Genomic DNA, 26,636 nt, shown 5'->3' with positions numbered 1-26,636 from the left:
GCGGTGGCGGTGGCGGGGCGGCGGCGAGGGGCCGTGCGGACGGCCGCCGAGCCGTGTCGGCCGCAAAGGGCCTGTCAAGGAGTCGTAAGAGTCGTATAAAGTCACTCGTGGTGTGCCGGGAAGCCTGGTCGGCGAGCAAGGGGAGAGCCCTCTTGCTCCTTCGCCGATCCGGGGGTTGCTTGCGTGGTGCTCGTCGTCGTGTTCGGGGCCGCGCTGCTCGTGGCGGTCCTGCTGTCGGGGCCGGCCGCCCGTACCGTGCTCTCCACCTCGTTGCTGTTCCTCGCCGCCGGCGCCCTGGTCGGCGACGGCCTCCTCGGTCTGGTCCACGTCACTCCGAACAGCCCGGTCGTCGCGGCGACGGCGGATCTGGCGCTGTTCGCGGTGCTGTTCACCGACGGCATGCACGTCGCCTTCCCCGCACTGCGCGCTGCCTGGCGCGACCCCGCCCGGGCGCTGGGCCTGGGGATGCCGCCGGCGTTCGTCGGGATGGCGCTGGTGGCGCACCTGTTGGTCGGGCTGGACTGGACGACGTCGTTCCTGGTGGGTGCGGTCCTCGCGCCGACCGATCCGGTGTTCGCCTCCGCGATCGTCGGGCGCAAGGAAGTCCCGGCGCGGCTGCGGCGGCTGCTGAACGTGGAGTCCGGGTTGAACGACGGCCTGGCGCTGCCGGTGGTACTGGTGCTGATCGCCGCCGCCGGCCCCACCTCGCCCCACTTCGAGGCCTCGCTGCCCGCCATCGGCCTGGAACTGGTCGGCGGCCTGGCCTTCGGTGTCGTCCTGCCCCTCGTGGTCAACGCCCTGGTGCGGGTGCCCGGGCTGGGCGCGGAGGCCAAGCTGCGGCCGCTGCTGCCGCTGGCCACCGGCGTCATCCTGTACGCGGCCTGCCACCTCACCCACGCCAACCCCTACCTCGCCGCGTTCTCCGCCGGCGCCGTCCTCGCCTCCGTCGCACCCGAGTCCAAGTCCGCGTTCGAGCCGCTCGGCGAAGCCCTCGCCGAGCCGGCGAAGTTCGCCGCCCTGCTGGTCTTCGGCGCCCTGCTCACTCCCGCTCTGTTCGGCGCCCTGTCCCGGGGCGGGTACGCGGCGGTGCTCCTGGCGATCGCGCTGATCCGCCCCGCCTCGCTGCTGCTCTCCCTGATTCGCTCCCGGATCGACCGGCGCGAGCAGCTGGTGGCGGCCTGGTTCGGCCCCAAGGGCTTCGCCTCCGTCGTCTACGGCCTGCTCGTCCTGCTCGTCCTGCCCGTCCTGCCCGTCCTGCCCGTCCTGCCCGTCCTGCCCGTCCTGCCCGTCCTGCCCGTCCTGCCCGTCCTGCCCGTCCTGCCCGTCCTGCAAGCCGGAATCCCGCAGGGCGAGCGGGCCTACACCCTGATTGCGGTGTGCATCGCCGCCTCGATCGTCGTGCACTCCAGCACCGGCGTCTCCGTCGCCCGGCTCTTCCACGTCGACGAACCCGAGCCCGGAGCCGCCCCGCTCCCGGCACAGCCCCGCACCCTCGCCCCGGAGGCGCCCGATGCGCGCACGTGACCTCGCCGAACCCTTTCCTACCGTCGGCCTCGACGACCAGGCCCTGGACGCGGCCCGGCTGCTGGCCGAGCACCGCCTGCCGGGCGTGTTGGTCGTCGACGGCCCCGGCACGCCGCGTGCCGTGCTGCCCGCCTCCCAGCTCGTGCGCCTGCTGGTGCCCGACTACCTGGTCGAGGACCCGGCGCTCGCCGCGGTGGTCGACGAGGCGCACGCCGACCGGCTCTGCGAGGAGCTGGCCGGGGTGCGGGTGGGCGAGTGCCTGCCCAAGAACGCACCCCCGCCGCCGGTCGCCGACGCCGACGACACCGCGGTGGAGGTCGCCGCCCTGATGGCCCGCACCCGCAGCCCGCTGGTCGCCGTCGTGGAGCGGCCCCCCGGCAGCCGAGCAGTCGCCGGGGGGCGGCTGCTCGGCGTGATCACCGCCTCGAACCTGCTGCACCGACTCCTGGGGGCCTCGTGAACGACTGGCACGCCTGGGCGGCCCTGGTGGTCTTCGCCGCCGCCTACGTCCTGATCATCACCGAATGGGTCCACCGCGTCGCCGCCGCCCTCGGCGGAGCCGCCGCGATGCTCGCCATCGGCGCCACCGACGACGAATCCGCGTTCTTCTCCACCGACTCCGGCATCGACTGGAACGTCATCTTCCTCCTCGCCGGCATGATGATGATCGTCGGCGTCCTCAAATGCACCGGCCTGTTCGAGTACCTGGCCATCTGGTCCGTCAAACGCGCCCGCGCCAAACCCTTCCGCGTCATGGCCATGCTGGTCGTCATCACCGCTGCCGCCTCCGCGCTGCTCGACAACGTCACCACCGTGCTCCTCGTCGCCCCCGTCACCCTGCTGGTGTGCAAGCGCCTGGGGCTGCGGGCCGCGCCGTTCCTGATCGCCGAGGTCTTCGCCTCCAACATCGGCGGCACCGCGACCTTGGTCGGCGACCCGCCGAACATCATCATCGCCAGCCGCGGCGGCCTGACCTTCAACGACTTCCTCGTCCACCTCGCCCCGCTCGCGGTCGTCCTGACCGCCGTCCTGCTGGCGATGTGCCGCTTCCTCTTCCGGGAGCACTTCACCTACGACGAGCGGCGCGCCGCCGAGGTGATGGCGCTGAACGAGCGGGAGGCGATCCACGACCGGCGCCTGCTCGCGCAGGGGCTGGCCGTCCTGGCCCTGGTGATCGCCGGGTTCGTGCTGCACCCCGTCGTCCACTACGCCCCGTCCGTGGTCGCCCTGCTCGGCGCCGGGCTGCTGGTGGGGATATCGAAGGCCGAGGTCAAGGACGTCCTGGCCGAGGTCGAGTGGCCCACCCTCGCCTTCTTCGCCGGCCTGTTCGTCATGGTCGGCGCCCTCATCGAGACCGGCGTCATCGAAACCGTCTCCGAGTCCCTCGCCGACGCGACCGGCGGCAGCCCGCTCGGCGCCGTCATGCTCCTGCTCGTCGCCTCCGCGGTCCTGTCCGGCGTCGTCGACAACATCCCCTACGTCGCCACCATGGCCCCCATCACCGCCGACCTCGCCCACACCGTCGGCCAGCCCTACGGCACGGTGCTCTGGTGGGCCCTCGCCCTGGGCGCCGACCTCGGCGGCAACGCCACCGCCATCGGCGCCTCCGCCAACGTCGTCGTCCTCGGCATCGCCGAACGCAACCGCCAACCCATCAGCTTCTGGACCTTCACCCGCTACGGCATCCCCGTCACCGCCGCCACCGTCGCCGTCTCCGCCCTCTACCTGTGGATCCGCCACTTCGCCCTCGTCTGAGCACCTCCGGCCCGCCGGTACTGGAGGACCGCCGTCTACCAGCCGAGCGGTTCGGGCCGCTTGCTGGGGGCGGTCGGTTCGGCTCCGGCGTCGGCGAAGGCGCGCGGGGCCCGGACGAGGCCGGCGCGCTGGCGGGCGGGCATGGCCTGGACGATGCGGCGGATCTCCTCGCGGCGGCGCTCGGTCCTCCTCGGACGAGGACGGGGCGGGCCCAGGTCGAATTGCCGCTTCGGCGGACGCGCGGAGGGGAGGGCGGTGCGCAGGAGGGGTCCGGCGCGTGCGCCGACCTCACCGATCCGCACGTGCCCGGACGCCGCTCCCGTTGCTCCGGCTCCCTTCGACGCCGGGCCCGGGTGGTGGAGTGGTCACGGCGAGGGCGGGACCAGGCCGGTGCGGTGGGCCAGGACGACGGCTTGGACCTGCCGCCAGCGTTCGCGGGTGGTCCGCTCGCGCACACCACCGGGGCGGGCGGGGTTCACGGCGGTGGCCCAGCACGCGGCGTGGGAGCGGACCTCGCCAGGACCTTGCCGCACAGGTTGCTCCACAGGTGCCACCTGTCGCTGACCTGCACCGCGTCGGGCAGGGCCTGGCGGATCGCCTCGCGGTAGGAGCGGGAGCCGTCGCGGCAGACGTGCTCGGCCCCGGGGTGCTCGCGCAGCCACGCGACCAGGGTCCGGGTGGTGCGGTCGGGCAGGACGTCGATCCGCTCGCCGGTCTCGGCGTCGACGAGTACGGTCGCGTAGCGGTGCCGGCGCTTGAGGGCGAAGTCGTCGACGCCAAGCACGCGCGGTATTCGCAGCGGCGGTACCGCCTGGCGCATGAGCAGGCGAAGAGCACTCGACCGGGAGACTGCGCAGGCCAGAATGCGGGAGAGGCGGGCGCCCGCCCGGCCCGCCAACTCCTTGACGATCTGGCCGAGTCGGTCGACGAGGCGGCGTGTGCGCCGCTGGTGGCGCTCGATCAGGCCGGGGACCTGCTCGCGGAAGGTCTGCCGCGGACACCCCACTGACCGCTCCCGCTCCTGGCCGTTCCGATCCTCCCCGGAGGCCGGGAACCTCGCGGGGCCGGACCCGCCTGCCCGTCCCGGAGCCGACCTCGGACGTCCTCCACCTCTTCACGGCCCGAACCGTGCGTCGCGGTCGGGATCATGCCGCGCCGCTCGGCTCACCAGTTGGCGGTGGCTCCGGGAGCGTGGGCGGGCAGGGCCCGGTCGGGCGGGTGGACGAGGTAGACGATGCCGCCGCCGGACAGCCAGACCCGTTCGAAGTCGCCGCGCGGATAGGTCCTGCGGACCGTGTCGTCGGTCGGCGAGAGCGGGTCGTTGACGATCACGTCGCCGTGGGCGGTGAAGCCGCGCACCACCATGATGTTGCCGGCCGCGGCGTAGCCGCCGAGTTCGCTGCTGCGCGCCGCCTGGGCGGTGGCCACCGGGATGCCGGCGAGGATGAAGCGTTCCAGTTCGGCCAGGGAGCGCAGCCGGGTGACCAGGCCGAGCAGGCCGTACCTGGCCGGGTAGGCGGCGTTGAACGCCCAGTTGCCGCAGCCGCGGTAGGCGTAGTCGTAGACGGCCCGGGCGGTGAAGTCGACGTCGGGTGACGGGTCCCGGGGGTCGAGCCAGAGCAGGTCGTCGGCGGCGGGGCCGCGGCCGAAGTACGCGGTGAGCATCGCGGTGCAGGCCGGACCCGCCCAGGCTTCGCCGCCCCCGTCGTACTGCGGGCAGTGTCCGGTGTGGACCTCCTGGGAGCGCTGCGGCACGTCCAGGACGGTGCCCCAGGCTCCGCCGGGGCCGCTGGTGCGTCGGGGCGGGCCGGCGGGCGCCGGGCGGGAGGCCAGCACGGCGAGGGAGTGCAGGGCCGCCGGCGGGGTGTCCACCGCGGCCTCCCCGGCGGGGAGTTCGCCGTCCTCGGCGCGCAGCAGCACCGCGCGGACCCGGAAGGAGGCCACCGGGCGGCCGGGGGCGGCGGTGAGGGTGTCGACCTCGACGGTTCCGAAGGCGTCGCTCTGCCCGGGGACGGTGGTGCGGTGCACGACCTCGTCGCCGGGCGCCCAGCGGGCCATGGTGAACCAGCCGGACTCGGCTCCCGCCGCGTCGCGCACCTGGAGGTCCACCGTCAGCCTGGTGCCGACCGGTCCGGTGGCCGTCCAGGACGGCACCAGGCCGTGGGCGCCGAGCGCGCCGTCGGGGTCGAGGCCGACCGGGGTCCAGGGGGAGGTCCAGCGGGCGTACTGCCACGTCCCGGGGCGGTGGCCGAACGGGTCGGCGTACGGTTCGGAGCCGATCGCCCTGTCCCAGACCAGGGCGGTGCGCCCGGGGAGCGCCGGGGCGGCGTCGGTGGGGCGGAGTCCTTCGGGGGTTCCGGCGGCGAACCGGTCGGCACCGTCCCAGCGGTGCAGTGCGGCCGTGCCGTGGTCCGGTGCGGCGCCGGCGGGCCGCGGGCGGGGGGTGGGGCCGCCCGGCGTCTGCCCTGTCATCGTGCTGTCCTGGCTCTCTGGCCGTCGGGCCGGTCGTGGGGGCCGACGGCCGGGCCGTCGGCCCCCACGCTACCGGCCTCAGCTGCCGGTCGGAACGGGCGTCCAGCTCGGTACGAGCCGGACGTCGTCGGCGTTGACGAACATGAACCGCTGGCCGAACTGCACCTGGTAGTACACGGTGGTGCCGCGGACCACGGTGTGGCTCGCCGGGTCGAAGGTGGTGGAGTAGTAGTACTCGCCGTGGACGACCCCGCCGAGGGCGTACCGCTGTCCGGGGAGCAGTCGGTAGGGCAGCGGGGAGATCGCCTGCGGGGTGATGCCGGCCGGGTAGGCGGACGCCTCCGGGTAGGCGCGGCCGTACACCGGCACCGAGGTGCGGCCGGGCTTGGCGACCACGGTCAGGCCGAGCGCGGGCAGGGCGGTCGGCTCGGCGGCCGGGTTGCGGAACCAGCCCTGCTGGCCGAGGTACCAGATCGCGGTCCAGTCGCCGGAGCGGTCGGCGACGGCGTACTGCTGGCCGGTGCTGACCCGGGCGGCGTGGTTGTAGACCGACCAGTCGCCGGGGGTCGGACGGATGCCGATGTCGGTGACCAGCGGGGCGTCGTCGCGCGGCGCGGTGCGCAGGGTGATCGAGGCGGAGCCGTGCACGGGGCACGGGTCGGCCGGGGTGTCGCCGCAGTAGTAGGGCTCGGTGTTGGCCGCGTAGTCGGGGTCGATGGTGACGAGTCCGGCGGTCCGGGCGTCGCCGACGGCCCGGAAGGGGCGGCCGAGCAGGTCGAAGTAGTGGTCCCAGTCCCAGTACGGGCCGGGGTCCTGGTGCATGCCGGGGATGGTGCCGGTGGTGGTGCCGGGGACGTCGTCGTGGCCGACGACGTGCGCGCGGTCCAGCGGGACGCCGTACTTGCCGGCCAGGTACCGCACCAGCTTCGCCGAGCTGCGGTACATCGCCTCGGTGTACCACTGGCCGCCCTGGGCGAGGAAGCCCTCGTGCTCGATGCCGACGGACTTGGCGTTGACGTACCAGTTGCCGGCGTGCCAGGCCGCGTCCTTGGGGTCGACGTGGTTGGCGACGTGGCCGTCGGCGGAGCGGATCGTGTAGTGCCAGGAGACGTACGTCGGGTCCTGGACCAGTTTCAGGGTCGGGTCGTAGAGCGTCTCGGTGTCGTGGATGACGATGTAGTCGATCTTCTGGTTGAACGGCCGGTCGGACAGGTCGTGGTTGCCGTAGTCGCCGGGGTCGTCGGAGAGCTGCTGGTAGGGGGCGGGGACCCACTCGCAGCCGAGGGTGGCGGGGCAGTCCGCGCCGTCGGCGGTGTGCCGCAGGTGCAGGCGGAGCAGCTGCTCGACCCGGGGGGTGAGCTTGGCGGCGGCGAGGGCGACCCGGCCGCCGCCGGCGTCGGTCTGCCGGGCCTGTCCCTCGGCGATCACCTCGAACACCTCGTCGGCGAACTGGCGGGCGGTGGCCTCGTCGTCCGCGCCGGAGTAGCGGGCCACCGCGCCGTACCAGGCGGCGGGGTCGGCGGAGGGGCCCTCGCCGAGGTCGGCCTGGTGGGCGGCGAGCAGGGCGGCGCCGCCGCGGATGTTCGCGGCCGGGTCGGTCCTGAGCTGCCGGGGGGTGGCACCGGTGAGCAGGGCGGCCTCGGCCAGGGTCTCCAGCCGGGGGGCGGTGGCGTCGGCCGGGTCGGCCGGGGGTTCGGCGACGTGCTGCGGGGCGTCGTCCTTGCCGCGCGGGTCGCCGGTGCCGTCGGCGGCGCCCCCGCCGGTGCCGTCGCCGTGGTGCGGGAGCGCGGCGAGCGCGCCCGCGGCGTCGGTGAGGTGCATCGGGCCGTAGCCCGCGTCGGTGCTGGGGGCGCCGCCGTGGGCGTCCCAGCGGGTCTCCAGGTAGGAGACGCCGAGCAGCACCTGGAGCGGGACGTGGTACTCGGCGGCGGCGGCGGTGAAGGCCGCGGCCCGCTCACCGCCGGGAGCCGGTTCGGCCGCCCGGGCCTGCGGGGCGACGGCGAGGGCGGGCAGCAGGGCGGCCGCGGCCGCCAGCGCGGTGCGGCCCCGGAGGGCGGCGCGGCGCGCGGACCGGGCGGGCGGCTGGGACGGTTGTGGCATGGGGGCGGTGCTCCTTGTCACGGGGATGACGGGTCGGGGCGGAGCGGCGGTCCGCGCGGACGGGCGGGACCGGTGGTGCGGGTGCCGGGCCCCGGGCGGGAGCGGCACCCCGTCAGGGGGTCTTGCCGGTGACGGTTCAGGAGGCCTTGCTGGTGACGGTGCCAGCGCCGGTGCCCTGCGCCGGTACGGCCCCTGCGGGCAGCGGGAAGTGGCAGGCCGTCGGGTGGCCGGCACCGGGCCGCACGGCCAGCGCGGGTTCCTCCTGGGCGCAGCGCTCCTGCGCCTGCGGGCAGCGGGTGCGGAAGCGGCAGCCGGACGGCGGGTCGGCCGGGGAGGGCAGGTCGCCCTCCAGGAGTTCGACCGCCGTGCCGCGCAGGGCCGGGTCCGGCACCGGCACCGCCGCCAGCAGCGCCCGGGTGTAGGGGTGGTGGGGCGAGCCGTAGACCTGTTCGCGGGTGCCGGTCTCGACGATCCGTCCGAGGTACATGACGGCGATCCGGTCGCAGAGGTACTGCACCACCGCGAGGTCGTGCGCGATGAACAGGCAGGCCAGGCCGAGGCGTTCGCGCAGGTCGGCGAGGAGGTTCATGACCTGGGCCTGGACCGAGACGTCGAGCGCGGAGACCGGTTCGTCGCACAGCAGCAGTTCCGGGCCGAGCGCCAGCGCCCGGGCGATGCCGACGCGCTGGCGCTGTCCGCCGGAGAGCTGGTGCGGGTAGCGGTCGGCGTGGGCCGGGTCCAGGCCGACCAGGCGCAGGAGTTCGGCGACCCTGGCCCGGCGCCGGTCGCGGGGCAGCACCTCGGGGTGGATGTCCAGCGGCTCGGCGACGATCCGGCCGACGGTCATCCGCGGGTCGAGGGAGGAGTACGGGTCCTGCAGGACCATCTGCATGCGGCGGCGCAGCGCGTGCAGCTGCCGCCGGTCCAGGGCGAACAGGTCCTGCCCGTCGATCTCGACGGTGCCGGTGCTCGGGTGCTCCATGCCCATGAGGACGGAGGCCAGCGTCGACTTGCCGCAGCCGGACTCGCCGACCAGGCCGAGCGTCTCGCCCCGGCGCAGCTCCAGGTCCACGCCGTCGACGGCCCGCACGGCGCCCGCGCCGCGGCGGCGCAGCAGGCCGCGGCCGAGCGGGTAGTGCTTGGTGAGGCCGCGCACCCGCAGGATCGGCGGGTCCGGGTCCGGGTGTGGCGGGTGCGGGGCGGTGCCGGCGGCAGGGTCGGCGGGGGCGCCGGTCTCGGTGCTCACGGTCGTCCTCCTCGGGCCAGGACCTCGTCGGTGAAGTGGCAGGCGCTGCCGCGCTGCTCGGCCGCCCCGCCGACGGGCAGCAGGGCGGGCCGTTCCACCGCGCAGCGGGCCCGGGCGGCGGCGCAGCGCGGGTGGAAGGCGCAACCGGACGGCAGGTGGGCGAGGTCCGGCGGGGAGCCCGGGATGGGCACCAGCCGTCGGCCGGGGCGGTCCAGGCGCGGCACCGACTCCAGCAGTCCCCTGGTGTAGGGGTGGGCGGGGGCGGCGTACAGGCGGGGTGCGTCGGACTCCTCGACGACGCGCCCCGCGTACATGACGGTGATCCGGTCGGCGACGGAGGCGACCACGCCGAGGTCGTGGGTGATCAGCAGCAGGCCCATGCCGCTCTCCCGCTGGAGGTCGGCGAGCAGCCGCATGATCTGGGCCTGGACGGTGACGTCGAGGGCGGTGGTCGGTTCGTCGGCGATGACGACCTCGGGGTCGAGGGCCAGTGCCATGGCGATCATGACGCGCTGGCGCATGCCGCCGGAGAACTGGTGCGGGTAGTCGTCGACCCGGCGGGCGGCGGCGGGGATGCGGACCCGGTCCATCAGGGCGACGGCCTGGGCCCGGGCGGCGCGGCGGCCGAGGCCGCGGTGGACGCGGAACATCTCGCCGAGCTGGTGGCCGACGGTGAGCACCGGGTTGAGCGCGGACAGCGCGTCCTGGAACACCATGGCGATCCGGGTGCCGCGGACCTTGCGGTGCTCGGCGTCGGAGAGTTGCAGCAGGTCGCGGCCGTGCAGGCGGACGGCGCCGCGGGTGATCCGGGCGGGCGGGGTCGGCAGCAGGCCCATGACGGCCTGGGCGGCCACCGACTTGCCGGAGCCGGACTCGCCGAGCAGGGCGAGGGTCTGTCCGGCGTGCAGCGTGTAGCCGAGGCCGTTGACGGCCCGGACGGTGCCGCGCGGGGTGCGGAACTCGACGTGCAGGTCGTCCACTTCCAGCAGCGGGGGCGCGGGCGGGGAACCGGCGGGCACGGGGGCGCTCACCTCAGCTTCGGGTCGTAGGCGTCGCGGACCGCGTCGCCGAGCAGGATGAAGCTCAGGACGGTGGCCGACAGGAACAGGGCGGGGAAGGCCAGCAGGTGCGGGTGGTCGAGGAAGTAGCTCTGCGCGGTGTTGAGTTGCAGGCCCCAGCTGACCTGCGGGTACTGGAGGCCGACCCCGAGGAAGTCGAGGGTGGCCTCGCCGGAGATGACGTTGCCGACGTTGAGCATCGCCACGACGACGACCGGTGTGATCGCGTTCGGCAGGACGTGCCGGAGCATCAGCCGGGCCGGTCGGGCCCCGGCCATCCGGGCGGCCCGGACGTAGTCGGCGTCCCTGACCGCGATGGCCTGGGAGCGCATCACCCGGGTCATGGTGCTCCAGCCGAGCGCGACCAGGACGAGCGTCATCGCGCCCAGGCCGTGCCGGGGGAAGGCGACCAGGATGACGGTGGCGCCCAGGACGAACGGCAGGCCGAAGGCCACCTCGGTGGCGCGCGAGAGCAGGCTGTCCACCCAGCCGCCGTAGAAGCCGGCCGCCAGGCCGAGCACCACCGACACCAGCAGCGCACCGGCGGTGACCGCGATCCCGGCGAGCAGCGAGGGGCGGCTGCCCCGGACGACCTGCGCCAGGTAGTCGCAGCCCTGGAGGTCGTAGCCGAAGGGGTGGCCGCCGGTCGGGCCGAGTTTGGAGCGGGCGAGTTCGCAGCGGCCGTCGTCGTCGGTGAGCAGCGCGGTGAACAGGCCCGGGGCGGTGGCCATCAGGCCGATCAGCGCGATCACCGCCAGGCAGGCCCACACCAGCGGGCGGGAGCGCAGCTGCCGCCAGGCGTCGCGGCTCAGCGAGGCGGGCGGGCCCTGCGGCGGCGCGTCGGCGTCGGGGTCGGCGGCGGGCAGCAGCAGGTCCCCGGTCGGGCTCGGCGGGTGGGGGCTAGACATGGCGGATCCTCGGGTCGAGCAGGCCGTAGAGGACGTCGACGACCAGGTTGGCCAGGACGAACACCAGCACCAGGGCGGTGGTGATGCCCACCACGGTGGGGCCCTCGCGCAGTTGGATCGACTGGAAGACCTGCTGGCCGATGCCGGGGAGGTTGAAGATGTACTCGGTGACGATCGCCCCGGCCATCAGCGAGCCGAGTTCCACGCCGAGGAAGGTGACGACCGGGATCAGCGAGTTGCGCAGCGTGTGCCCGACCACCACCCGGCGGCGGCTGAGCCCCTTGGCGTCGGCGGTGCGCACGTAGTCGGCGCGCAGGTTCTCCACCAGGGAGGCGCGGGTGAGCCGGGCGACGTAGGCCAGGCCGAAGGAGGCCAGCACCAGGCCGGGCAGCAGGTAGGCGGTGGGCCAGCCGGCGTCGCCGCCGGAGACCGGGAACCAGCCGAGCCGGACGCCCAGGACGAGTTGGGCCAGGTAGCCGACGATGTAGACGGGCACCGCGATGACCACGGTGGTCGCGCCGAGCACCAGGTTGTCGGCCCAGCGGCCCTTGTTGAGGCCGGCCCAGACGCCCAGGGCGATGCCGAGGACGACCTCGAAGAACCAGGCGGTCAGTCCGAGCCGGACGGTCACCTGCCACCGCTGCGCGATCACCTCGCCGACCGGCTGGCCGCGGAGGGTGGTGCCGAAGTCGCCGGTGAGCAGGCCGCCCAGGTACTTGGCGTACTGCACCACCAGCGGGTCGTCCAGGTGGTAGCGCCGGTGCAGTTCGGCGAGCACGGACGGGGGGACGGGCCGGTCGCCGGCCAGGCCCTGGATCGGGTCGCCCGGCAGGACGAACACCAGGGCGTAGATGAGGAAGGTGGTCGCCAGCAGCACGGGTATCGCGTGCAGCAGGCGCCGGGCGACGAATCTGCCCATGGGAGGCTGCCCCCGGGGGGTCGGGGCCCGCCGGGCCCGGGCGGGTGCCGGGGCCGGGCGGACGGGCGTACGGGGTGCCCGCGGCGGCCCGCCGGCCGCCGCGGGCGGTCAGTGCCGGACGGTGACCTGGTCGAGGTGGAGTCCGGTGACGTACGGGTCGATCAGCACGTGGCCGACCTTGTCGCTCCAGGCCGACTGGTCCTGCCAGTTCCACAGCGGGATCAGCGGCATCTCCTGGAGGGCCAGGTCCTCGGCCTGCTGGTAGGCGGCCAGGCCGTCCTTGCCGTCCCGGGCGGCGTTGCCCTGGGCGAGGAGCGCGTCGAACCGCGGGTTGCTCCAGCCCATCCGGTTGTCCGGGTTGTAGAGGCCGTCGAGGTAGTTCTGCATGCTCGGGTAGTCGATCACCCAGTTCTGGCGGTAGGGGCCGGTGCCCTGGCGCTTGTTGAGGATCGGGCCGAGGTCGGCGGAGGCCATCTTCTTGAAGGTGATGTCCTGGATGCCGAGGTTCTGCTTGAGCTGGTTGGCTACGGCGGTCATCCACTGCTCGTACGTGGGGTCGGAGTTGGAGAAGTACAGCTCCAGCGGGCCGCTGAAACCGCCGGCCCCGTCGAACAGCGCCTTGGCCTTCGCCGGGTCGTAGGCGCACGCCTCGCCGCAGGCGCCGTCGCGGTGGCCGGGGATCATCGGGGCGACGATCGAGTCGGCCGGCTTGAAGACGCCGTTGTAGATGGCCTGGGTGACGCCGGGGCGGTCGATGGCCATCGAGAGGGCGCGGCGCAGGTCGGGGTCCTTGAAGCGCGGGTCCCACAGCGGCAGGCCGAGGTAGTCCATGGTGCCGCTGGGCCGGACCGAGTAGCGGTCGCCGAAGGTCCGCTTGGCCTCGGGGGCGCGGGCGGCGGGCACGGTCGTCATGATGTCGACGTTGCCGGCCTGGAGTTCGGTGAAGGCGGTGTCCTTGCTGGTGAAGATCTTGAAGGTGACGCCGTCCGCCATCGGCGTGCGGCTGCCCGCGTAGGAGGGGGACTTCTTCAGCGCGATCCGCTGGTCGTGCGCCCAGTCGCCGTCCATCTGGAACGGGCCGTTGCCGATCGGGTGGGCGTCGAACGCCTTCGGGTCGGTGAACGCGGCCTTGGGCAGCGGGGCGAAGGCGGTGAACGCCAGCATCATCGGGAACTGGCTGAACGGCGCGGACAGCGTGACCTGGAGGGTGGTGTCGTCGACGACCTTCAGGCCGGACAGCTTGTCGGACCCGGGCTGCTGGTCCTTGCCGGGGTTGAGGTCGGCGTAGCCCTCGATCTGGGCGAAGTAGTAGTTGGACTCCCAGCCGTTGGGGCCGTACGCGGCGGCGTTCCAGGCGTCCGCGAAGCTCTGCGCGGTGACCTTCTCGCCGTTGTGGAACACGCCGTCCGGGCGGAGCTTGACCGTCCAGACCTTCTGGTCCGTCGACTCGACCGACGCGGCCGCCAGCGGCAGCACGTGGCCGTCCTTCGGGTCGAGGGTGACCGGGGTGTCGAACAGGCCCTGGATGACCTGGATCGCGTAGCTGTCGGTGGTCTGTCCCGGCGTCAGGTGGTTGGGCTCGGTCAGGGCGACGGTGTAGGTGCCGCCGGGCGTGCCGGGGCCCTCGTCGGCGGACTCCTTGCCGCCGCTCGCGGTGCCGCCGCAGGCGGTGAGCGCCAGGACGAGGGCGGTGGCGGCCGCGAGGGCCGGGAGCGAGCGCGCGGGGCGCGAGGGTCTGTGCATGGCCGCTGTGTTCCTCTCGGTTCCCGCCGGCGGGGCGGGAAGGGGGTACCGGAGACGGGGGGTTGCGGTGCGGGTGCGCGGGGGCGGTCGGCCGCGCTGCCGTCCGGGGCGGGGCGTACCGGTGGGCCGGTACGGGCCGCTGTCCTCCGCGGGCCCCCACCGTAGGGGCGGGCCCGCGTGCGCGGCGATGGACGGGACGTCGATGCCGGTCGGCGCGGGGCCGACACTCTGTCGAACCGTCAGGTGCCTTCGGCCGCGGCGGTGTCGATCGCGTCGTGGAGGTGCCGGACACCAGGCCGAGTGCTTTCACCGTGTTCGCTCCGGGGTCGTAGTGGGCGTGTCGTGGTGGGCGTGTCGTGGCGGGCGTGTCGTGGCGGGGGTGGCGGCCGCGGGCCGGAAAGTTGTCTGGCAGTGGAATCCGGCGCGCGGAGTGGTGCATCCCTTGACGGGTCTCGTGGCGCACCCGGCACAGTGGGCGCTCCCCGCCGGAAGTGCGCCGTCCGCGCCGCCGAGCGCTCCCGTTCCCTCCGCCCCTCCCCCCGGAGTCGCCATGTCGCCGTCCGATTCCCCCCGCCGCTCCCCCGCCCCGTCGCGGCGGTCGGTCCTCTCCGCGCTGGCCGTCGTCGCCTCCGGTACCTGCGGCGGGCTGCTGGCCGCCGCGGGCACCGGGCACGCCGCGGGCACCGGCCCGGTGGCGGCCGGCCCCAAGGCGCAGCTGCGCGGGGTGTGGATCGCCTCGGTCGTGAACATCGACTGGCCGTCCGAGCCGGGCCTCCCGGCGGAGCGCCTGCGCACCGACTTCCTCGGACAGTTGGACCGGGCCGTCGCCCGCGGGCTGAACGCCGTCTTCGTGCAGGTCCGGCCGACGGCGGACGCGTTCTGGCCCTCCCCGTACGAGCCGTGGTCGCAGTGGATCACCGGGGTGCAGGGCCGGGACCCGGGCTGGGACCCGCTGGCGTTCATGGTCGGGGCGGCGCACGAGCGCGGCCTGGCCTTCCACGCCTGGTTCAACCCGTACCGGGTCTCCATGCAGCCGGACGTCACCGCGCTGGTGCCCGACCACCCGGCCCGCACCCACCCGGAGTGGACCGTCTCCTACGGCGGCAAGCTCTACTACAACCCGGGGGTGCCGGCGGCCCGGCGGTTCGCCCAGCGGGCGATGCTGGACGCGGTGCGCCGCTACGACGTCGACGGGGTGCACTTCGACGACTACTTCTACCCCTATCCGGTCAGCGGACAGGACTTCCCCGACGACGACGCGTTCGCCGCGTACGGCGCGGGCTGGGAGGACCGGGACGCCTGGCGCCGCCACAACGTGGACCTGATGGTCCGCGAGATGCGGGACCTGGTGCGCGCGGCCCGGCCGGAGGCGCACTTCGGCATCAGCCCGTTCGGGGTCTGGCGCAACGACACCAGCGACCCGGCGGGCTCCCCGACCCGGGCGTTCCAGTCCTACGACGGCCTGCACGCCGACACCCGCGGCTGGATCGCCAGGGGGTGGCTGGACTACATCGCCCCGCAGCTGTACTGGCACATCGGGCTGGCCGTCGCCGACTACGGCGCGCTGGCGCCGTGGTGGGCCGCCCAGACCGCCGGCACCGACACCCTGCTGTGGATCGGCCAGGCCGTGTACAAGGTCGCCGACCCGGCCCAGCCCGCCCCCTGGCAGGACCCGGCCGAGCTCTCCCGGCACCTCGACCTGAACGCCACGCTGCCGCAGGTCAGCGGTGACATCCTGTTCAGCGCGAAGGACACCTGGGCCGACCGGATCGGCGCGGTCAGCCGCCTGCGGGACGACCACTGGCAGCGGCCCGCGCTCGTCCCGCTGCTGCCCCGGCTGGCCGGCGGCGCCGCCCCGGGACGGCCCGGGGTGCGGGTCCGGCGCGGCGGCGCGGACGGGCTGGACATCGGCGTCCGGGACGGCGGCGGCCCGGCCGGCCGGGGCCGGGAGGGCGGTCGGCCCGCGCCGTTCCGGTACGCGGTCTACCGCTACGACGCGGCTCCGGGGCGCGACCCGGTCCTGGACGCCGCCCACCTGGTGGCCGTCGTCCCGGCGGCCGTCGGCCGGTTCGAGGAGCCGGAGGGCGCGCGCGACGCCTGGTACGTGGTGACCGCCGTCGACCGGGTCGGCCGGGAGGGCCTGCCGAGCGCCGCCGTCCGCACCCGGGCCCCGCACGCCGCCGGGTAGCCGCGGTCAGGCGGGTTCCAGTCCCGCCACGGTCCGGTGCAGCCGCCGGGCCTCGGCGGGCGTCGCGCCGGACCGCAGCGCGAGGGCGGCGAGGGCGGCCGCTCCGGTCGCGCCGTCCCGGGCCGGGACGGTGGCGGTGCCCCGGTCCCGCAGGACGGCCGTGACCCGGTCGGCGAGCAGGGTGGTGCCGGTGAGCAGGCCGCCGGCCAGGACGACGGGCAGGGCGGCGAAGTCGGGTCCGGCCGTGTCGGCGAGCGAGTCGAGGGTGCGCAGCAGCAGCCGGGCGCCCTCGGTGACGACGCGGTCGGCGATCCGGTCCCCGTTCCTGGCCACGGCGTCCACCAGCGGGGCGAGGCGGGCGAGTTCGGCGGGCGGGGCGGCGTGCACGGCGGTGACCATCCGCCGCGCCAGGGCGGTGCCGGTGCCGTCGGCTCCGCCGGTGTCGACGCCGAGCGCCCGGGGCAGGACGTCCAGCAGGGCCGTCGCCGGTCCGCGGCCGTCCAGGGCGGCGAGCGCGAGGACGACGGCCTGCCGGCCGAGCCAGACGCCGGAGCCCTCGTCGCCCAGCAGCCAGCCGTAGCCGTCGCGCCGGGCGGTCCGGGCCCCGCCGCGGTACAGGGCGGCCACCGCCCCCGTTCCGGACAGCAGGAGCAGCGCGTCCGGGCGGTCGGTGGCCCCGGCGACGGCTGCGGCGAGGTCGTCGCCGACGGCGGGCGCACCGGGCAGGCGGGCCTGCCGCCAGACCCGGGTGGCCATGTCGCGGTAGGTGCCGCCGTCCTCCCCGGCGGCTCCGGCGAACGCCAGGTGACCGGCGGCGATCCGGCGGCGGTCGATGCCGCCCAGCGCGTCCTCCAGCGCCTGGCGCAGCGCTCCCGCCGGGTCCGGGCTGGACCGCAGGTTGCCGCCGGGTCCCTGGCCGCGGGCCCGTACCCGCCCGTCCAGGCCGACGACCGCGCAGCGGGTGCCGGTGCCTCCGGAGTCCACCCCGATCACCAGCGGGACGGACGTGGTCGGGGTGGTGGGCATCGGCGCGTTCCCTGTCTTCCGTGGGGGGGGTGGTCCGGGTGGAGCGGGGGCCGGTGCGGCCAGCCCCCGCGGCCGGTCAGTCCCAGGTGCGGCCGTGCACGCGCTGCGGCGGGGCGGGTTCGTCCGGCTGCCCGGTGCTGCCGCGTTCGACCTGGGCGCGTAGCTGTGCGGCCGGGGCGGGGCCCGTCGCGAGCCGGACCGCGATCTGGTCGATGACCGGGCGGGGGCTGGGCGCGACGAAGTCGTTGACCAGGACGGCGAAGGCGAGCTTGCGGCCCTCGGGCGAAGTGACGTACCCGGCGAGGGTGTTGACGCCGCTCATCGAGCCGGTCTTGGCGTGGACGTTCCCGGCCGCCGCGGTGCCCTGCATGCGGGTGGCCAGGCTGCCGCCGACCATCCGGTCGGGGTTGCCCGCGATCGGCAGCGCCTCGTACCAGGTGGCGAACCAGGGCTGCGTGCGCGCGTAGGTGAGCAGCGCGGTGTAGCGGTCGGCGGTGACCAGGTCGTAGCGGGAGAGGCCGGAGCCGTCCGCCTGGCGGGTCGGGGTGGTGTCGAGGCCGTTGCGGTGCAGGAAGTCGGTGATCCGGGCGAGGCCGGCGGACCAGCTGCCCTGCCCGGAGCCGGTCCGGCCCAGCTCCTTGACCAGGTGTTCGGCGATGCCGTTGTTGCTGAGCTTGAGGAACGGCACCAGCAGGTCGCCGAGCGGCGCCGAGTCGTGGTGGGCGACCTGCCGGGCGCCCGCGGGGGTGGTGGTGGCGACCGGGTCGCGGCCCGGCAGGCCCAGGACGCGCACGCCGTGCCGGGCCAGCGCGGCGGCGAAGGCGTGGGCGGTGGCCCCGGCCGGGTCGTCGACGGTGACCCATTCGTCGTCGGGGCCGTTGTCGGCGGGCAGGCTGCCGGAGAGCACGATCTCGCCGGTGCCGTGGCGGCGGGTGACGTCGGCGCTGTAGCCGCTTCCGGCCGGGCCGGTGGTGACGCTGCCGGTGATCCTCACGCCGGTGTCGGCGGGGACGACCCGTACGGCGGCGGGCCTGCCGGGTTCGCCCGGGGTGAGGGTCACCTGGAGGGTGCCCATGTCGTAGTCGGTGTCGCCGGCGAGGGTCAGCGCGGAGATCTGCGGGCTGTAGTAGTACGGCTCGTCGTCCCAGGCCCAGCCGCTGCCCAGCGGCACGTCGTCGTAGCGGGAGGCGTCGTAGCCGAGCGAGCCGGTCACCAGGCGCACGCCGCTGTCGGCGACCTGCCGGGCCAGCGCGTCGAGGTCCTGGGGCAGCAGGCTGGGGTCGCCGCCGCCGCGCAGGACGAGGTCGCCGCGCAGGACGCCCGCGTCGCTGCGGCCGGTGGCCAGGACGTCCGTGCCGAAGCGGTAGCCGGTGCCGAGGGCGTCCAGGGCGGCGGCGGAGGTGACCAGCTTCATGGTGGAGGCGGGCAGCACCAGGTGCTGCGAGTCGTGCGCGTACAGGACTTCGCCGCTCTCGGTGTCCACCACCTTCACGGCGGCCGTCGCGCCGGCCAGGCGCGGGTCGGCCAGCAGCCGGTCGAGGTCGGCGGTGAGCGCGGAGGAAGCGGCGGCGGACGCGGGCGGCGCGCTGCCGCCGGGGGCGGCCACGGCCAGCAGCGCGGCGGCCAGGGCGGCGGCCACCGGCCGGGCGAGGCGGCGCGGGAGGAGGCGCATGCGGGTTTCCTGTTCGTCGGGGCGGAGCCGGGCGGGGCAGGGGCGGCGGGGCGGCGGAGATGGCCGCGGGACCGGGCCCCGCCCGCCCCGGGGAGCGGGGCGGGCGGGGCGTCGGGTCAGTAGGAGCAGCCGGTGGTCGGCAGCGACTGCGGGGACGGCGGGGCGGTGCCGTCCCAGAGGGCGGCGAGCAGCTGCTGCGGGCAGACCGAGACGCCGCCGCGGAAGATGCCGAAGTGCAGGTGCGGGCCGGTGGTGTTGCCGGTGTTGCCCGTGTAGGCGACGAGTTGGCCGGGCGTCACGCGGGTGCCGGTGGCGATCAGGCGGCTGTTGAGGTGGCAGTACTGGTAGGTGACGCCGTCGTCGCCGTCGATGGCCAGGCCGTAGCCGCAGGCGTCGTCCACCCCGCCGTTCTGGCGGGCGGTGCCGGAGGTGACGGCGAAGGCGTCGGTCCACTCGACGACCGGGATGTCGTCGGCCGGGTAGTCGTGGTGCGGCTGGAGGATGCCGTCGCGGCCGCCGGAGACGGCGCCCTTGGGCACCACGAAGGCGTAGCCGCCGTGGACGCCACCGCTGCCGGCGGGCGCGCCGAGCAGGTACTGCCAGGTGGTGAGGCCGACGGTGCTGCCGCCGGTGAGCTGCCGACCGGCCTTGAAGTCGTTGACGGCGGTGGTGGTGGCTCCGGCGAACACGCCGTCGGTGGGCACGTCGTAGCCGATCTCCTGGAGCTGGAACTGCACGGCCCGGACGGCGTTGTCCTGGGTGTCGCCGGGCGAGACGGTGACGACCAGCTTGGCCCAGGTGTTGGCGCCCACGACGCCGTCGGCGGTCAGGCCGTTGGCGCTCTGGAAGGCGACGACGGCGCTCTTGGTCTGCGCGTCGAAGTAGCCGCCGGCGACCAGGGTCTGGCCGCGCTGGCGCAGCAGGAACTGCAGGCTGGCGACGTCGTTGCCGCCGGCGCCCTGGGCGAGCACCGGCCAGGCGGGGGCGGCCGCGTGGGCGGGCAGCGCGGTCCCCAGGAGGGTCAGTAGAGCGGCCAGCAGGGCGGCGGCGAGGCGCGCCGGGGTGGGGCGCAGCGGGGGGCGGGTGGTGCGCAACGTGGGTTCCTGCCTCTCGGTGGGGGGCGGAGGTGGGGGGCCGGGGCGGGGTGCTGTCAGGAGGCGACCAGTGCCAGCCAGGTGGGCTTGAGCACGCCGCCGTCGGCGGGCAGGCCCTGGGCGGTCTGGTAGGTCTGTGCGGCGCTGCGGGTGCCGGGGCCGAACTGGCCGTCCACGGTGAGCGCGGCGCCGTGCGCGTTCAGTCCGACCTGGGCGGCCTTGACGGCGCTGCCGGAGGCGCCCTGGAGGAGCGTGCCGGTGAGGGACTGCCAGGTGGCGGACCCGACGGCGCCGTCCGCCCCGAGCCCGGCGGCGTTCTGGTACGAGAGGACCGCGCTGCGGGTGCCGGGGCCGAACCGGCCGTCCACCGTGAGGGCGGCGCCGTGCGCGTTCAGCAGGTGCTGGAGGATGCCGACCCGGGTGCCGCTGTCGCCCTGCTGGGTGAGCGGCCAGGCGGTGGCGGCGGGCGCGGGCGGGGTGGCGGTGCCGGTGCCGAGGGCGAAGGCCCGGAGTTCGGCCGCGGTGCCGTTGAAGACGTCCTGGTCGCCCGGGAGGACGCCGGCGTCGGCGTACTGCCAGATCTGCTGCCCGGTCCAGCCGTGGGGGGCGGGGGCGGCGCTGCCGGTGTAGTTGGCGACGAACAGCGGGTAGGCGGCCGCGGCGGCGGAGTCGCCGGTGCAGGTGCGCCACCAGTCGGTGGTGGTGTACAGGCTCGGGTAGCGGCCGGTGCGGGCCTTGACCTCGGTGCCGAAGTCCAGGATCCAGGCGGTCATCGCCGAGGTGCTCAGCCCGAAGCAGGTGGCGCCGTACGGGTTGTACTCGATGTCCAGCAGGGGCGGCAGGGTCGTGCCGTCGGCGCTCCAGGTGCCGCCGTGGTCGACGAGGAAGTCGGCCTGCGCCTTGCCGCCGGAGCGGTCCGGCAGGGCGAAGTGGTAGGCGCCGCGCAGGAGTCCGGCCGCCGCCGAGCCGTTGTACTGGGAGGAGAAGGTGGGGCTGGTGTAGCCGGTGCCCTCGGTGGCCTTGACGTAGGCGAAGGAGGCCCCGGCGGCCGCGGTGGCGGCCCAGTCGACGTTCGGCTCGTACGCGGCCACGTCGATGCCGAGCGGTTCGGCGCCGGCGGGCAGCGCGGCGGCGGGCAGCGCGGCGGCGGGCAGCGCGGCGGCGGGCCCCCCGGACGGCTGGACGGTGAGGGCCCGGAGGGAGTCGGTGCCGGACGGGCGGGCGGTCGTGCCGGCGGCGGGGCGGCCGGGGAGGGTGGAGCCCAGGTGGTCGGCGTCGGGGTGGGTGATCGGTGCGGGTGCGCCCGCCGCGGCGGCCGGGGGTGCGGCCGGGGGTGCGGCCGTCGCGGCGGTGGGGGCACCCAGGGCGGCGGCGGCCGGCGGGAGGAGGAGGGCGGCGGCCAGGACGGCCGGTCGGTGGTTCAGGAACGACGGCGCGCTGCGCGGCATGGCTGCTCCTGCGGAGGATGCGGGGGGGCCGGGCCGGGGAGGGGTGTGCACCGGCCCGGGGAACAGTAGTGCGGAAATTGACCTCCGGAGCAAGCCTCACGGCAAAAAATTTCCCTCGGCGAAACACGCCCGTCAGCGGTCAAGGGCGCCGGAAAATACCACTTCTGACGATCCGTCAGTTCTCTTATCCGCTGGTGAACCGGCAGGTTCGGCGGCACGCCCGACGGTGGAAGCACCACGGCGGGGCGCACTGGTCCGGTGCCGCGCGACGGCTGTGCCGATTCACCCCCGGCCCGGCACAGCCGTCGTTTTCCGACCTCCGTCAGCGGCCCAGGTGCGCGGCCACCGCCTCCGCCGCGGCCTCGGCGCACACCCGTGCCGCGCCGTGCGGCGCCAGGTGGAGTCCGCCCCGGGGCGGCGACTGCGGCAGGCCGAACTCGACCACCACGGCGTCCGGCCGCCGGACCAGCAGGGCGGTGACCGCCGCGTCCGCCCAGGCGTGCCGGTGCGCGTTCCGCACCACCAGCACCAGCGGACGGCCTTCGGCCGCGGCGCAGAGCCGGGCCACCGTCCCGGCCGGGTCGTCCTCCGCCTCCTCCTGGCCCACCTGCCGCACCTCGGTGCCCGGCAGGAGCGCGGCCAGCGGCTCCGCCAGGCCCCAGGCGGTGACCGTGCCCACCGCGATGGTCGGCGTCGGCCGGAACTCGGCGACACAGGGCCCGCCCCCGCCCTGCGGCGGGACGCCGGTGGGCCGGGCCACCGCCAGGGCGCGGCGGGCCGCGAGCAGGCCCGGTTCCGGGCGTCCTTCCCGCTCGGGGCCGCCCGCCGTCCCCCCTCGGGCGGCGGCCCGCAGGTCGCGGGTCCAGCGGGCGAAGCCCGCGACCCGGGCGGCGGCCTCGGCCAGGCGCTCCTCGGGCAGGTCCCCGGTGCGGACCGCCCGCGCGACGGCGGTGCGCAGCGCGTCGTAGGCGTCGGCCGAGCCGCGGTCGCCCAGGCAGACCAGGTCGGCGCCGGCCGTCAGCGCCCGCACCGCCGCCCCGGCGTGGCCGTAGCGGTCGGCGACCGCCCGCATCTCGACGGCGTCGGTCACCACCAGCCCGTCGAAGCCGAGCCGGTGGCGGAGCAGGCCGGTGAGGATGCGCGGGCTGACCGTCGCCGGGTGCTCCGGGTCGAGGGCGGGCAGCAGGAGGTGGGCGGTCATCACGGCCCGCGCCCCGGCCGCCGTCGCGGCCCGGAACGGCGGCAGGGCGACGCGTTCCAGCTCGGCGAGGTCCGCGGTGACGGTGGGCAGGCCGAGGTGGGAGTCGACGACCGTGTCGCCGTGCCCGGGGAAGTGCTTGGCGCAGGCGGCGGTGCCGCCCTCCTGGAGGCCGCGCACCCAGGCGGCGGTGTGCCGGGCCACCAGCGCCGGGTCGGCGCCGAAGGAGCGCACGCCGATCACCGGGTTGCGCGGGTCGGAGTTGACGTCGGCGTCCGGCGCGTAGTCCAGGTCGATGCCGAGCGCGGCCAGGTCGCGGCCGATCGAGCGGGCGACCGCCCGGGTCAGCTGCTCGTCGTCGACGGTGCCCAGCGCCAGGTTGCCGGGCGAGGAGGAGCCGGACGCCCACTCCAGCCGGGTGACGTCGCCGCCCTCCTCGTCGACGGCGACCAGCACGTCCGGGTGCTCGGCGCGCAGTTGCCCGACCAGGGCGGCGGCCTGCCCGCGACCGCCGGGCGGGGGCCCGAAGTTGCGGCCGAACAGCAGGACGGAGCCGAGCCCGTCGGCCAGGCGGCGGCGGATCCAGTCGGGGGCGGTCAGACCGTCGAAGCCGGGTTGGAGCACGCCGTCGGCGAGCCGCAGCAGCGCCGGGTCCTCCGGCGCGCTCACCGCGCCGCCCCGTCCGCGGCTTCGCCGAGGGTGCGGGCGACCACGTCCTCGACGGTCTCCTGGCGGTGCAGCAGGGTGAAGCGGACCCCGCCGTCGGCGTCCACCTGGTAGGCGTGCACGGCGGGTTGCGGCAGGCTGTTGTAGTGGAACGGGGTGGAGAAGTAGTACGCGCCGGTGTCGGGCAGCACCACCAGGTCGCCGGGTGCCAGCAGCGGCAGTTCGCGGGCCCGGGCCACCAGGTCGCCGGCGAAGCAGCACGGCCCGGCGACGTCCTGCGGCACCGTGCCGTCCGGTCCGCCGTCGGCGGGCCGCGGCCGGCCGTCGGCGTCGTAGGGCAGCACCCGCAGCGGCCAGGCGTCGGGGAGGAAGACGGTGCGGGCGGCGACCTGCACGCCCGCGTGGGTGAGCGCGATCGCCCGGCCGCCGGAGCGCTTGGTGTACTCCACCCGCGAGGCCAGGAAGCCGTTCTTGGCCAGCAGGGAGCGGCCGAGTTCGGTGACCAGCCGGTAGCGGCCGCCGAACAGGCCGGGGGCGCCGGCCCGGAGCGCGGCGACCTGGTCGGCGAAGGTCGGGTCGTCGCGGTCGTCGGCGAAGTTGACCGGCAGTCCGCCGCCGACGTCGATGCCCTCGACCCGGGCGGCACCGGCCCGGCGGTCGATCTCCTCGGCCAGCGCGACGACGGCCGCGACCCCGGCGGCGGACAGTTCCAGCGGGCAGCCCTGGGAGCCGACGTGTACGTGCAGCCAGCGGAGCCAGGGCCGGGCCAGGAAGGCTCCGACGATGCGCTCCCGGTTGCCGGGGTCCCCCAGCGCGAAGCCGAACTTGGACTCGTTCCCGGCCGTGGACATCGCGGCGATGGCGCCCAGCCCCACCTGCGGGTTGATCCGCAGCCCGATCCGGGACGCGGTGCCGCCCGCGGCGACCAGGGCGTCGACGCGCTCCAGCTCCTGGAAGTTGTCGATGTTGACGGTGACTCCGGCGGCCAGGGCCGCGCGCAGTTCGGGGCGGGTCTTGGCGGGCGAGTCGAGCACCAGCTGCCGGGGCTCGAACCCGGCGGCCAGGGCCTGGGCCAGTTCGCCGGGGCTGGCCACCTCGCAGCCCAGCCCGTGCCCGCGCAGCAGCCGCAGCACCGGTACCAGGCTGTTGGCCTTCGCCGCGAAGGTGTGTTCGACGCTCTCCCCGGCGGGCCAGGCGGCGTGCAGGGCGGCGGCGCTCTCCGCGACGCCCCGCAGGTCGAGGAAGGCCGCCAGGGGCGTGTCGTCCGGGTCGAGCAGTCCGGCGCGGACGGCGGCGCGCACCGCGAGGTCGCGCCGCCGGGCCCGGTCGGCGGCCCGGGGGGCGGCACCGGGGAGGGTCATGAGCGCTGCTCCGGGGCGGAGAGGGGGTGGTCGGGCACGTGCGGGTCCTTCCGGTAGAGGCGGAACACCCGGTGCAGCCGGGCGTCGACCGCGCGGGCGTAGAAGCGGTACGGGGCGATCCAGGCGATCTCGGACTCGGCGAGGCCCGCCTCCCGCTGGTCGCGCAGGCAGCGGCGCAGCAGGACGGCCCCGACGCCGCGGCCGCGCTGGGACTCGGCGGTGCCCATCGGCCCGAACCAGGTGTCGCGGTTGACGCCGTGGCAGGCGAAGCCGACGAACTCCTCGGCGCCGTCCTCGCCCCGCACCGCGACGTGGCAGCGCGGCGGCTCGTGGGCGAGCGCGGTGGCGGCCTCCTCGGCCCAGCTGCCGCCCCAGCCGCGCATCCAGGCGAGGAAGCGGGGGGCGTCCTCGGGTCGGGCCCGGCGCACCCGCACGCCGAGGGCGGCCAGCCGCCGTTCGTCCCCGGCGGTGGCCAGGTCGGCATCGGCCAGGTCGGTGAGCATGTTGAACGCGTCGGCGGTGTGCTCGTACCCGGCGGACTCCACCAGGCACACGGCGGGGGTGTAGCGGATGTCGAGTCCGGGCCAGGCGTAGTGCGGCGGGGTGCCGCGGACGACCAGGCGGGTGGCGCCGGCCGCCAGCAGGCGTTCCTCGATACCGGCCAGCAGCGCGCGGCCGTGGCCCCGGCCGCGGTGCCCGGGGGCGACCGCGAGCAGGGTGGTGTGTCCGGTGCGCGGGTGCGGGCCGTCGGACGGCGGGGCGAGCCGGCCGAGTGCGAGGCCGGTGACGACGCCACCGCTCTCGCTGACGACCCGCAGGTCGGGACGGTCCGCCGTGAGCTCCCACAGCAGCGTCAACACCCTTGCCGCGTCGGGGTCGTGGACGAGCGAGGCGGTCACGATCCCGTGCAGTTCCGGGAGGTCGCCGTGGTGCGCGGTGCGCAGCACGGGTGGTGCGGCGTCCCTCATGCTGTCCGTCCCCTCTGTTGCTTGATAACATGATTGAGCTTTCGAGCGGTGGAAAACTACCAACGATCGCCCGGGGCCACCAGACCTCTCCCGGCCCGGCGCGCGTGCGGCACGGCCAGTGGAGAACACCCATGACGATCGCCCGCCCTTTCCCCGGCGACACCGGCGACCCCGGCGACCCCGAGCGCCTGGCCCGCGGCACCGCCGCGGCGGCCGCGCTCGTCGCGGCCGCCGTCGACTCCGGCGGCCTGCCGGGGGCGGTGCTCGCCACCGGCTGGGGTGCGGAGGGCGAACCGCTGGTGCACGCCTTCGGCCGCACGGCGGTGACCGGCCCGTCCGTCCCGGTCACCGCCGGCACGGTCTACGACCTCGCCTCGCTGACCAAGGTCACGGCCACCCTGCCCGCCGTGCTGCGGCTGGCCGACACCGGAGCACTGGGCCTGGACGACCCGGTCCGGCGCCACCTGCCGGGGTTCACCGGGGCGGGCAAGGACGCGGTGACGGTGCGTCACCTGCTCACCCACACCTCGGGCCTGCCCCCGCACCGGCCGCTGCACGAACGGCCCGGGAGGCCCGCCGGCCGGCTGGCCGCCGCCCTGGCCGAACCGCTCGTCACCGCGCCCGGCACCGCGGTCGCCTACTCCGACCTGGGGTTCGTCGCGCTGGGCGAGGTCGTCCGCGCGGTGGCCGGGGCTCCGCTGGACCGGGCCGTGCGGGAGCTGGTGCTGGACCCGCTCGGCCTGGCGGACACCCGCTACCGGCCGCCCGTCGGCTGGCGCGGGCGCACCGCCGCCACCGAGGCCCGGCCCGACGGCAGCGTCCCGGTCGGGACGGTGCACGACGAGAACGCGGCGTCGCTGGGCGGGGTGTGCGGCCACGCCGGCCTGTTCGGCACCGCCGGCGACCTGGCCCGTTACCTGCAGCGCGGCTGGCTGGCCGCCGACTCGCCGATCCTCTCCCCGAAGGTCCGCGCCGAGGCGCTGCACTGCCACACCGAAGGGCTGGGCGGCCGCCGGGGCCTGGGCTGGACGCTGCGCGGCGACCGCTGGGACCACATGGCGCGGTACTGGCCGTCCGACGGCGCCGGACACACCGGCTTCACCGGCACCAGCGTGGCCCTCGCCCCGTCCGGCGGTCCGTGGGCGGTGCTGCTGACCAACGGCGTCCACCTCGGCCGGGACGCCTCGGTGGTCGTGGCGCTGCGGCGGGCGGTCTGCGACGCTCTGACGGATCCGGATGCCGCTCCGCGGACCCCGCCCGGCGCCCGACCCGCCTGAACCCCCGCCCCAC

Annotated in this window: 19 protein-coding genes and 1 pseudogene; 5 read left to right on the top strand and 15 right to left on the bottom strand. The window is 75.7% G+C overall.

Annotated elements, in window-relative coordinates; all coding sequences use genetic code 11:
- Nucleotides 1-183: 183 nt before the first annotated feature.
- From K353_RS23525 to K353_RS23515, 3 genes are read left to right on the top strand one after another with little or no spacing between them, the layout of a single operon-like run.
- Complete coding sequence (locus tag K353_RS23525) at nucleotides 184-1,524, top strand: sodium:proton antiporter (protein WP_111555538.1); 1,341 nt, start codon at nucleotides 184-186, stop codon at nucleotides 1,522-1,524.
- Nucleotides 1,511-1,984 (top strand): CBS domain-containing protein, encoded by a 474-nt coding sequence (locus tag K353_RS23520; RefSeq protein WP_111555537.1) that lies wholly within the window; start codon nucleotides 1,511-1,513, stop codon nucleotides 1,982-1,984. The genes K353_RS23525 and K353_RS23520 overlap by 14 nt, the downstream gene beginning before the upstream one ends.
- Nucleotides 1,981-3,279, top strand: coding sequence for an SLC13 family permease (locus K353_RS23515; RefSeq protein WP_111555536.1), 1,299 nt, complete (start codon nucleotides 1,981-1,983; stop codon nucleotides 3,277-3,279). Before K353_RS23520 ends, K353_RS23515 begins: the two co-directional genes overlap by 4 nt.
- A 416-nt stretch (nucleotides 3,280-3,695) precedes the next feature.
- Here K353_RS23515 and K353_RS23510 read toward each other — a convergent pair.
- The 8 genes and pseudogenes from K353_RS23510 to K353_RS23475 all read right to left on the bottom strand — a co-directional run.
- Nucleotides 3,696-4,279, bottom strand: a pseudogene (locus K353_RS23510) (transposase); the annotation flags it as partial.
- 164 nt (nucleotides 4,280-4,443) lie between these two features.
- Nucleotides 4,444-5,751, bottom strand: a complete 1,308-nt coding sequence (locus K353_RS23505) for a C39 family peptidase (RefSeq protein ID WP_111555535.1) — start codon at nucleotides 5,749-5,751, stop codon at nucleotides 4,444-4,446.
- A gap of 78 nt (nucleotides 5,752-5,829) precedes the next feature.
- Nucleotides 5,830-7,851, bottom strand: a complete 2,022-nt coding sequence (locus K353_RS23500; RefSeq protein WP_111555534.1) for an N-acetylmuramoyl-L-alanine amidase — start codon at nucleotides 7,849-7,851, stop codon at nucleotides 5,830-5,832.
- Nucleotides 7,852-7,987: 136 nt separating this feature from the next.
- Nucleotides 7,988-9,097, bottom strand: coding sequence for an ABC transporter ATP-binding protein (locus K353_RS23495; protein WP_199528216.1), 1,110 nt, complete (start codon nucleotides 9,095-9,097; stop codon nucleotides 7,988-7,990).
- Nucleotides 9,094-10,116: an ABC transporter ATP-binding protein gene (locus K353_RS23490; RefSeq protein WP_233533779.1), complete on the bottom strand. Its 1,023-nt coding sequence runs from the start codon at nucleotides 10,114-10,116 to the stop codon at nucleotides 9,094-9,096. Before K353_RS23490 ends, K353_RS23495 begins: the two co-directional genes overlap by 4 nt.
- Before the next feature lie 8 nt (nucleotides 10,117-10,124).
- Complete coding sequence (locus K353_RS23485) at nucleotides 10,125-11,063, bottom strand: ABC transporter permease (RefSeq protein WP_111555532.1); 939 nt, start codon at nucleotides 11,061-11,063, stop codon at nucleotides 10,125-10,127.
- Nucleotides 11,056-11,982, bottom strand: a complete 927-nt coding sequence (locus K353_RS23480; protein WP_111555531.1) for an ABC transporter permease — start codon at nucleotides 11,980-11,982, stop codon at nucleotides 11,056-11,058. The genes K353_RS23485 and K353_RS23480 overlap by 8 nt, the downstream gene beginning before the upstream one ends.
- Nucleotides 11,983-12,090: 108 nt before the next feature.
- Nucleotides 12,091-13,725, bottom strand: a complete 1,635-nt coding sequence (locus K353_RS23475; protein ID WP_111555530.1) for an ABC transporter substrate-binding protein — start codon at nucleotides 13,723-13,725, stop codon at nucleotides 12,091-12,093.
- Between the two features lie 550 nt (nucleotides 13,726-14,275).
- Between K353_RS23475 and K353_RS23470 the strand changes: the two genes are divergently transcribed.
- Entirely contained in the window at nucleotides 14,276-15,913 is a 1,638-nt protein-coding gene (locus K353_RS23470; protein ID WP_111555529.1) for a glycoside hydrolase family 10 protein, read from the top strand.
- A gap of 6 nt (nucleotides 15,914-15,919) precedes the next feature.
- On the opposite strand, the gene K353_RS23465 is transcribed toward K353_RS23470, so the two are convergent.
- From K353_RS23465 to K353_RS23435, 7 genes are all read right to left on the bottom strand, one after another.
- Nucleotides 15,920-16,939 (bottom strand): N-acetylglucosamine kinase, encoded by a 1,020-nt coding sequence (locus tag K353_RS23465; RefSeq protein WP_111555528.1) that lies wholly within the window; start codon nucleotides 16,937-16,939, stop codon nucleotides 15,920-15,922.
- Nucleotides 16,940-17,015: 76 nt separating this feature from the next.
- Entirely contained in the window at nucleotides 17,016-18,611 is a 1,596-nt protein-coding gene (gene dacB, locus K353_RS23460) for a D-alanyl-D-alanine carboxypeptidase/D-alanyl-D-alanine-endopeptidase (protein WP_111555527.1), read from the bottom strand.
- Between the two features lie 116 nt (nucleotides 18,612-18,727).
- Nucleotides 18,728-19,705 carry a peptidoglycan-binding protein gene (locus K353_RS34485; protein ID WP_158585473.1) on the bottom strand — a complete coding sequence of 326 codons (978 nt, stop codon included), beginning with the start codon at nucleotides 19,703-19,705 and terminating at the stop codon, nucleotides 18,728-18,730.
- Between the two features lie 56 nt (nucleotides 19,706-19,761).
- Nucleotides 19,762-21,153 carry a GH25 family lysozyme gene (locus tag K353_RS23450; RefSeq protein WP_111555526.1) on the bottom strand — a complete coding sequence of 464 codons (1,392 nt, stop codon included), beginning with the start codon at nucleotides 21,151-21,153 and terminating at the stop codon, nucleotides 19,762-19,764.
- 322 nt (nucleotides 21,154-21,475) lie between these two features.
- A complete protein-coding gene (locus K353_RS23445) occupies nucleotides 21,476-23,020 on the bottom strand; it encodes a glycoside hydrolase family 3 protein (RefSeq protein WP_111555525.1) in 1,545 nt (514 codons plus the stop codon).
- The gene (locus K353_RS23440) at nucleotides 23,017-24,378 is read right to left on the bottom strand and encodes a diaminopimelate decarboxylase (RefSeq protein ID WP_111555524.1); all 1,362 of its coding nucleotides are present in this window, start codon (nucleotides 24,376-24,378) and stop codon (nucleotides 23,017-23,019) included. The genes K353_RS23445 and K353_RS23440 overlap by 4 nt, the downstream gene beginning before the upstream one ends.
- The gene (locus K353_RS23435; RefSeq protein ID WP_111555523.1) at nucleotides 24,375-25,346 is read right to left on the bottom strand and encodes a GNAT family N-acetyltransferase; all 972 of its coding nucleotides are present in this window, start codon (nucleotides 25,344-25,346) and stop codon (nucleotides 24,375-24,377) included. Before K353_RS23435 ends, K353_RS23440 begins: the two co-directional genes overlap by 4 nt.
- Before the next feature lie 131 nt (nucleotides 25,347-25,477).
- Here K353_RS23435 and K353_RS23430 point away from each other — a divergent pair, with 131 nt between their 5' ends.
- Nucleotides 25,478-26,623, top strand: coding sequence for a serine hydrolase (locus K353_RS23430; RefSeq protein WP_158585472.1), 1,146 nt, complete (start codon nucleotides 25,478-25,480; stop codon nucleotides 26,621-26,623).
- Nucleotides 26,624-26,636: the final 13 nt, after the last annotated feature.

The organism is Kitasatospora sp. SolWspMP-SS2h, assembly GCF_003259315.1.
In the GTDB taxonomy this organism is placed as follows: domain Bacteria; phylum Actinomycetota; class Actinomycetes; order Streptomycetales; family Streptomycetaceae; genus Kitasatospora; species Kitasatospora fiedleri.
This window is presented reverse-complemented; position numbering and strand designations above follow the sequence as displayed.

Excerpts from the sequence above, each read along its gene's own strand:
- K353_RS23520 (WP_111555537.1), top strand. The coding sequence starts at position 1,511 with ATGCGCGCACGTGACCTCGCCGAACCCTTTCCTACCGTCGGCCTCGAC.
- K353_RS23505 (WP_111555535.1), bottom strand. The coding sequence starts at position 5,751 with ATGACAGGGCAGACGCCGGGCGGCCCCACCCCCCGCCCGCGGCCCGCC.
- K353_RS23500 (WP_111555534.1), bottom strand. The coding sequence starts at position 7,851 with ATGCCACAACCGTCCCAGCCGCCCGCCCGGTCCGCGCGCCGCGCCGCC.
- K353_RS23485 (WP_111555532.1), bottom strand. The coding sequence starts at position 11,063 with ATGTCTAGCCCCCACCCGCCGAGCCCGACCGGGGACCTGCTGCTGCCC.
- K353_RS23480 (WP_111555531.1), bottom strand. The coding sequence starts at position 11,982 with ATGGGCAGATTCGTCGCCCGGCGCCTGCTGCACGCGATACCCGTGCTG.
- K353_RS23475 (WP_111555530.1), bottom strand. The coding sequence starts at position 13,725 with ATGCACAGACCCTCGCGCCCCGCGCGCTCGCTCCCGGCCCTCGCGGCC.
- K353_RS23470 (WP_111555529.1), top strand. The coding sequence starts at position 14,276 with ATGTCGCCGTCCGATTCCCCCCGCCGCTCCCCCGCCCCGTCGCGGCGG.
- K353_RS23465 (WP_111555528.1), bottom strand. The coding sequence starts at position 16,939 with ATGCCCACCACCCCGACCACGTCCGTCCCGCTGGTGATCGGGGTGGAC.
- dacB (WP_111555527.1), bottom strand. The coding sequence starts at position 18,611 with ATGCGCCTCCTCCCGCGCCGCCTCGCCCGGCCGGTGGCCGCCGCCCTG.
- K353_RS23450 (WP_111555526.1), bottom strand. The coding sequence starts at position 21,153 with ATGCCGCGCAGCGCGCCGTCGTTCCTGAACCACCGACCGGCCGTCCTG.
- K353_RS23440 (WP_111555524.1), bottom strand. The coding sequence starts at position 24,378 with ATGACCCTCCCCGGTGCCGCCCCCCGGGCCGCCGACCGGGCCCGGCGG.
- K353_RS23435 (WP_111555523.1), bottom strand. The coding sequence starts at position 25,346 with ATGAGGGACGCCGCACCACCCGTGCTGCGCACCGCGCACCACGGCGAC.
- K353_RS23430 (WP_158585472.1), top strand. The coding sequence starts at position 25,478 with ATGACGATCGCCCGCCCTTTCCCCGGCGACACCGGCGACCCCGGCGAC.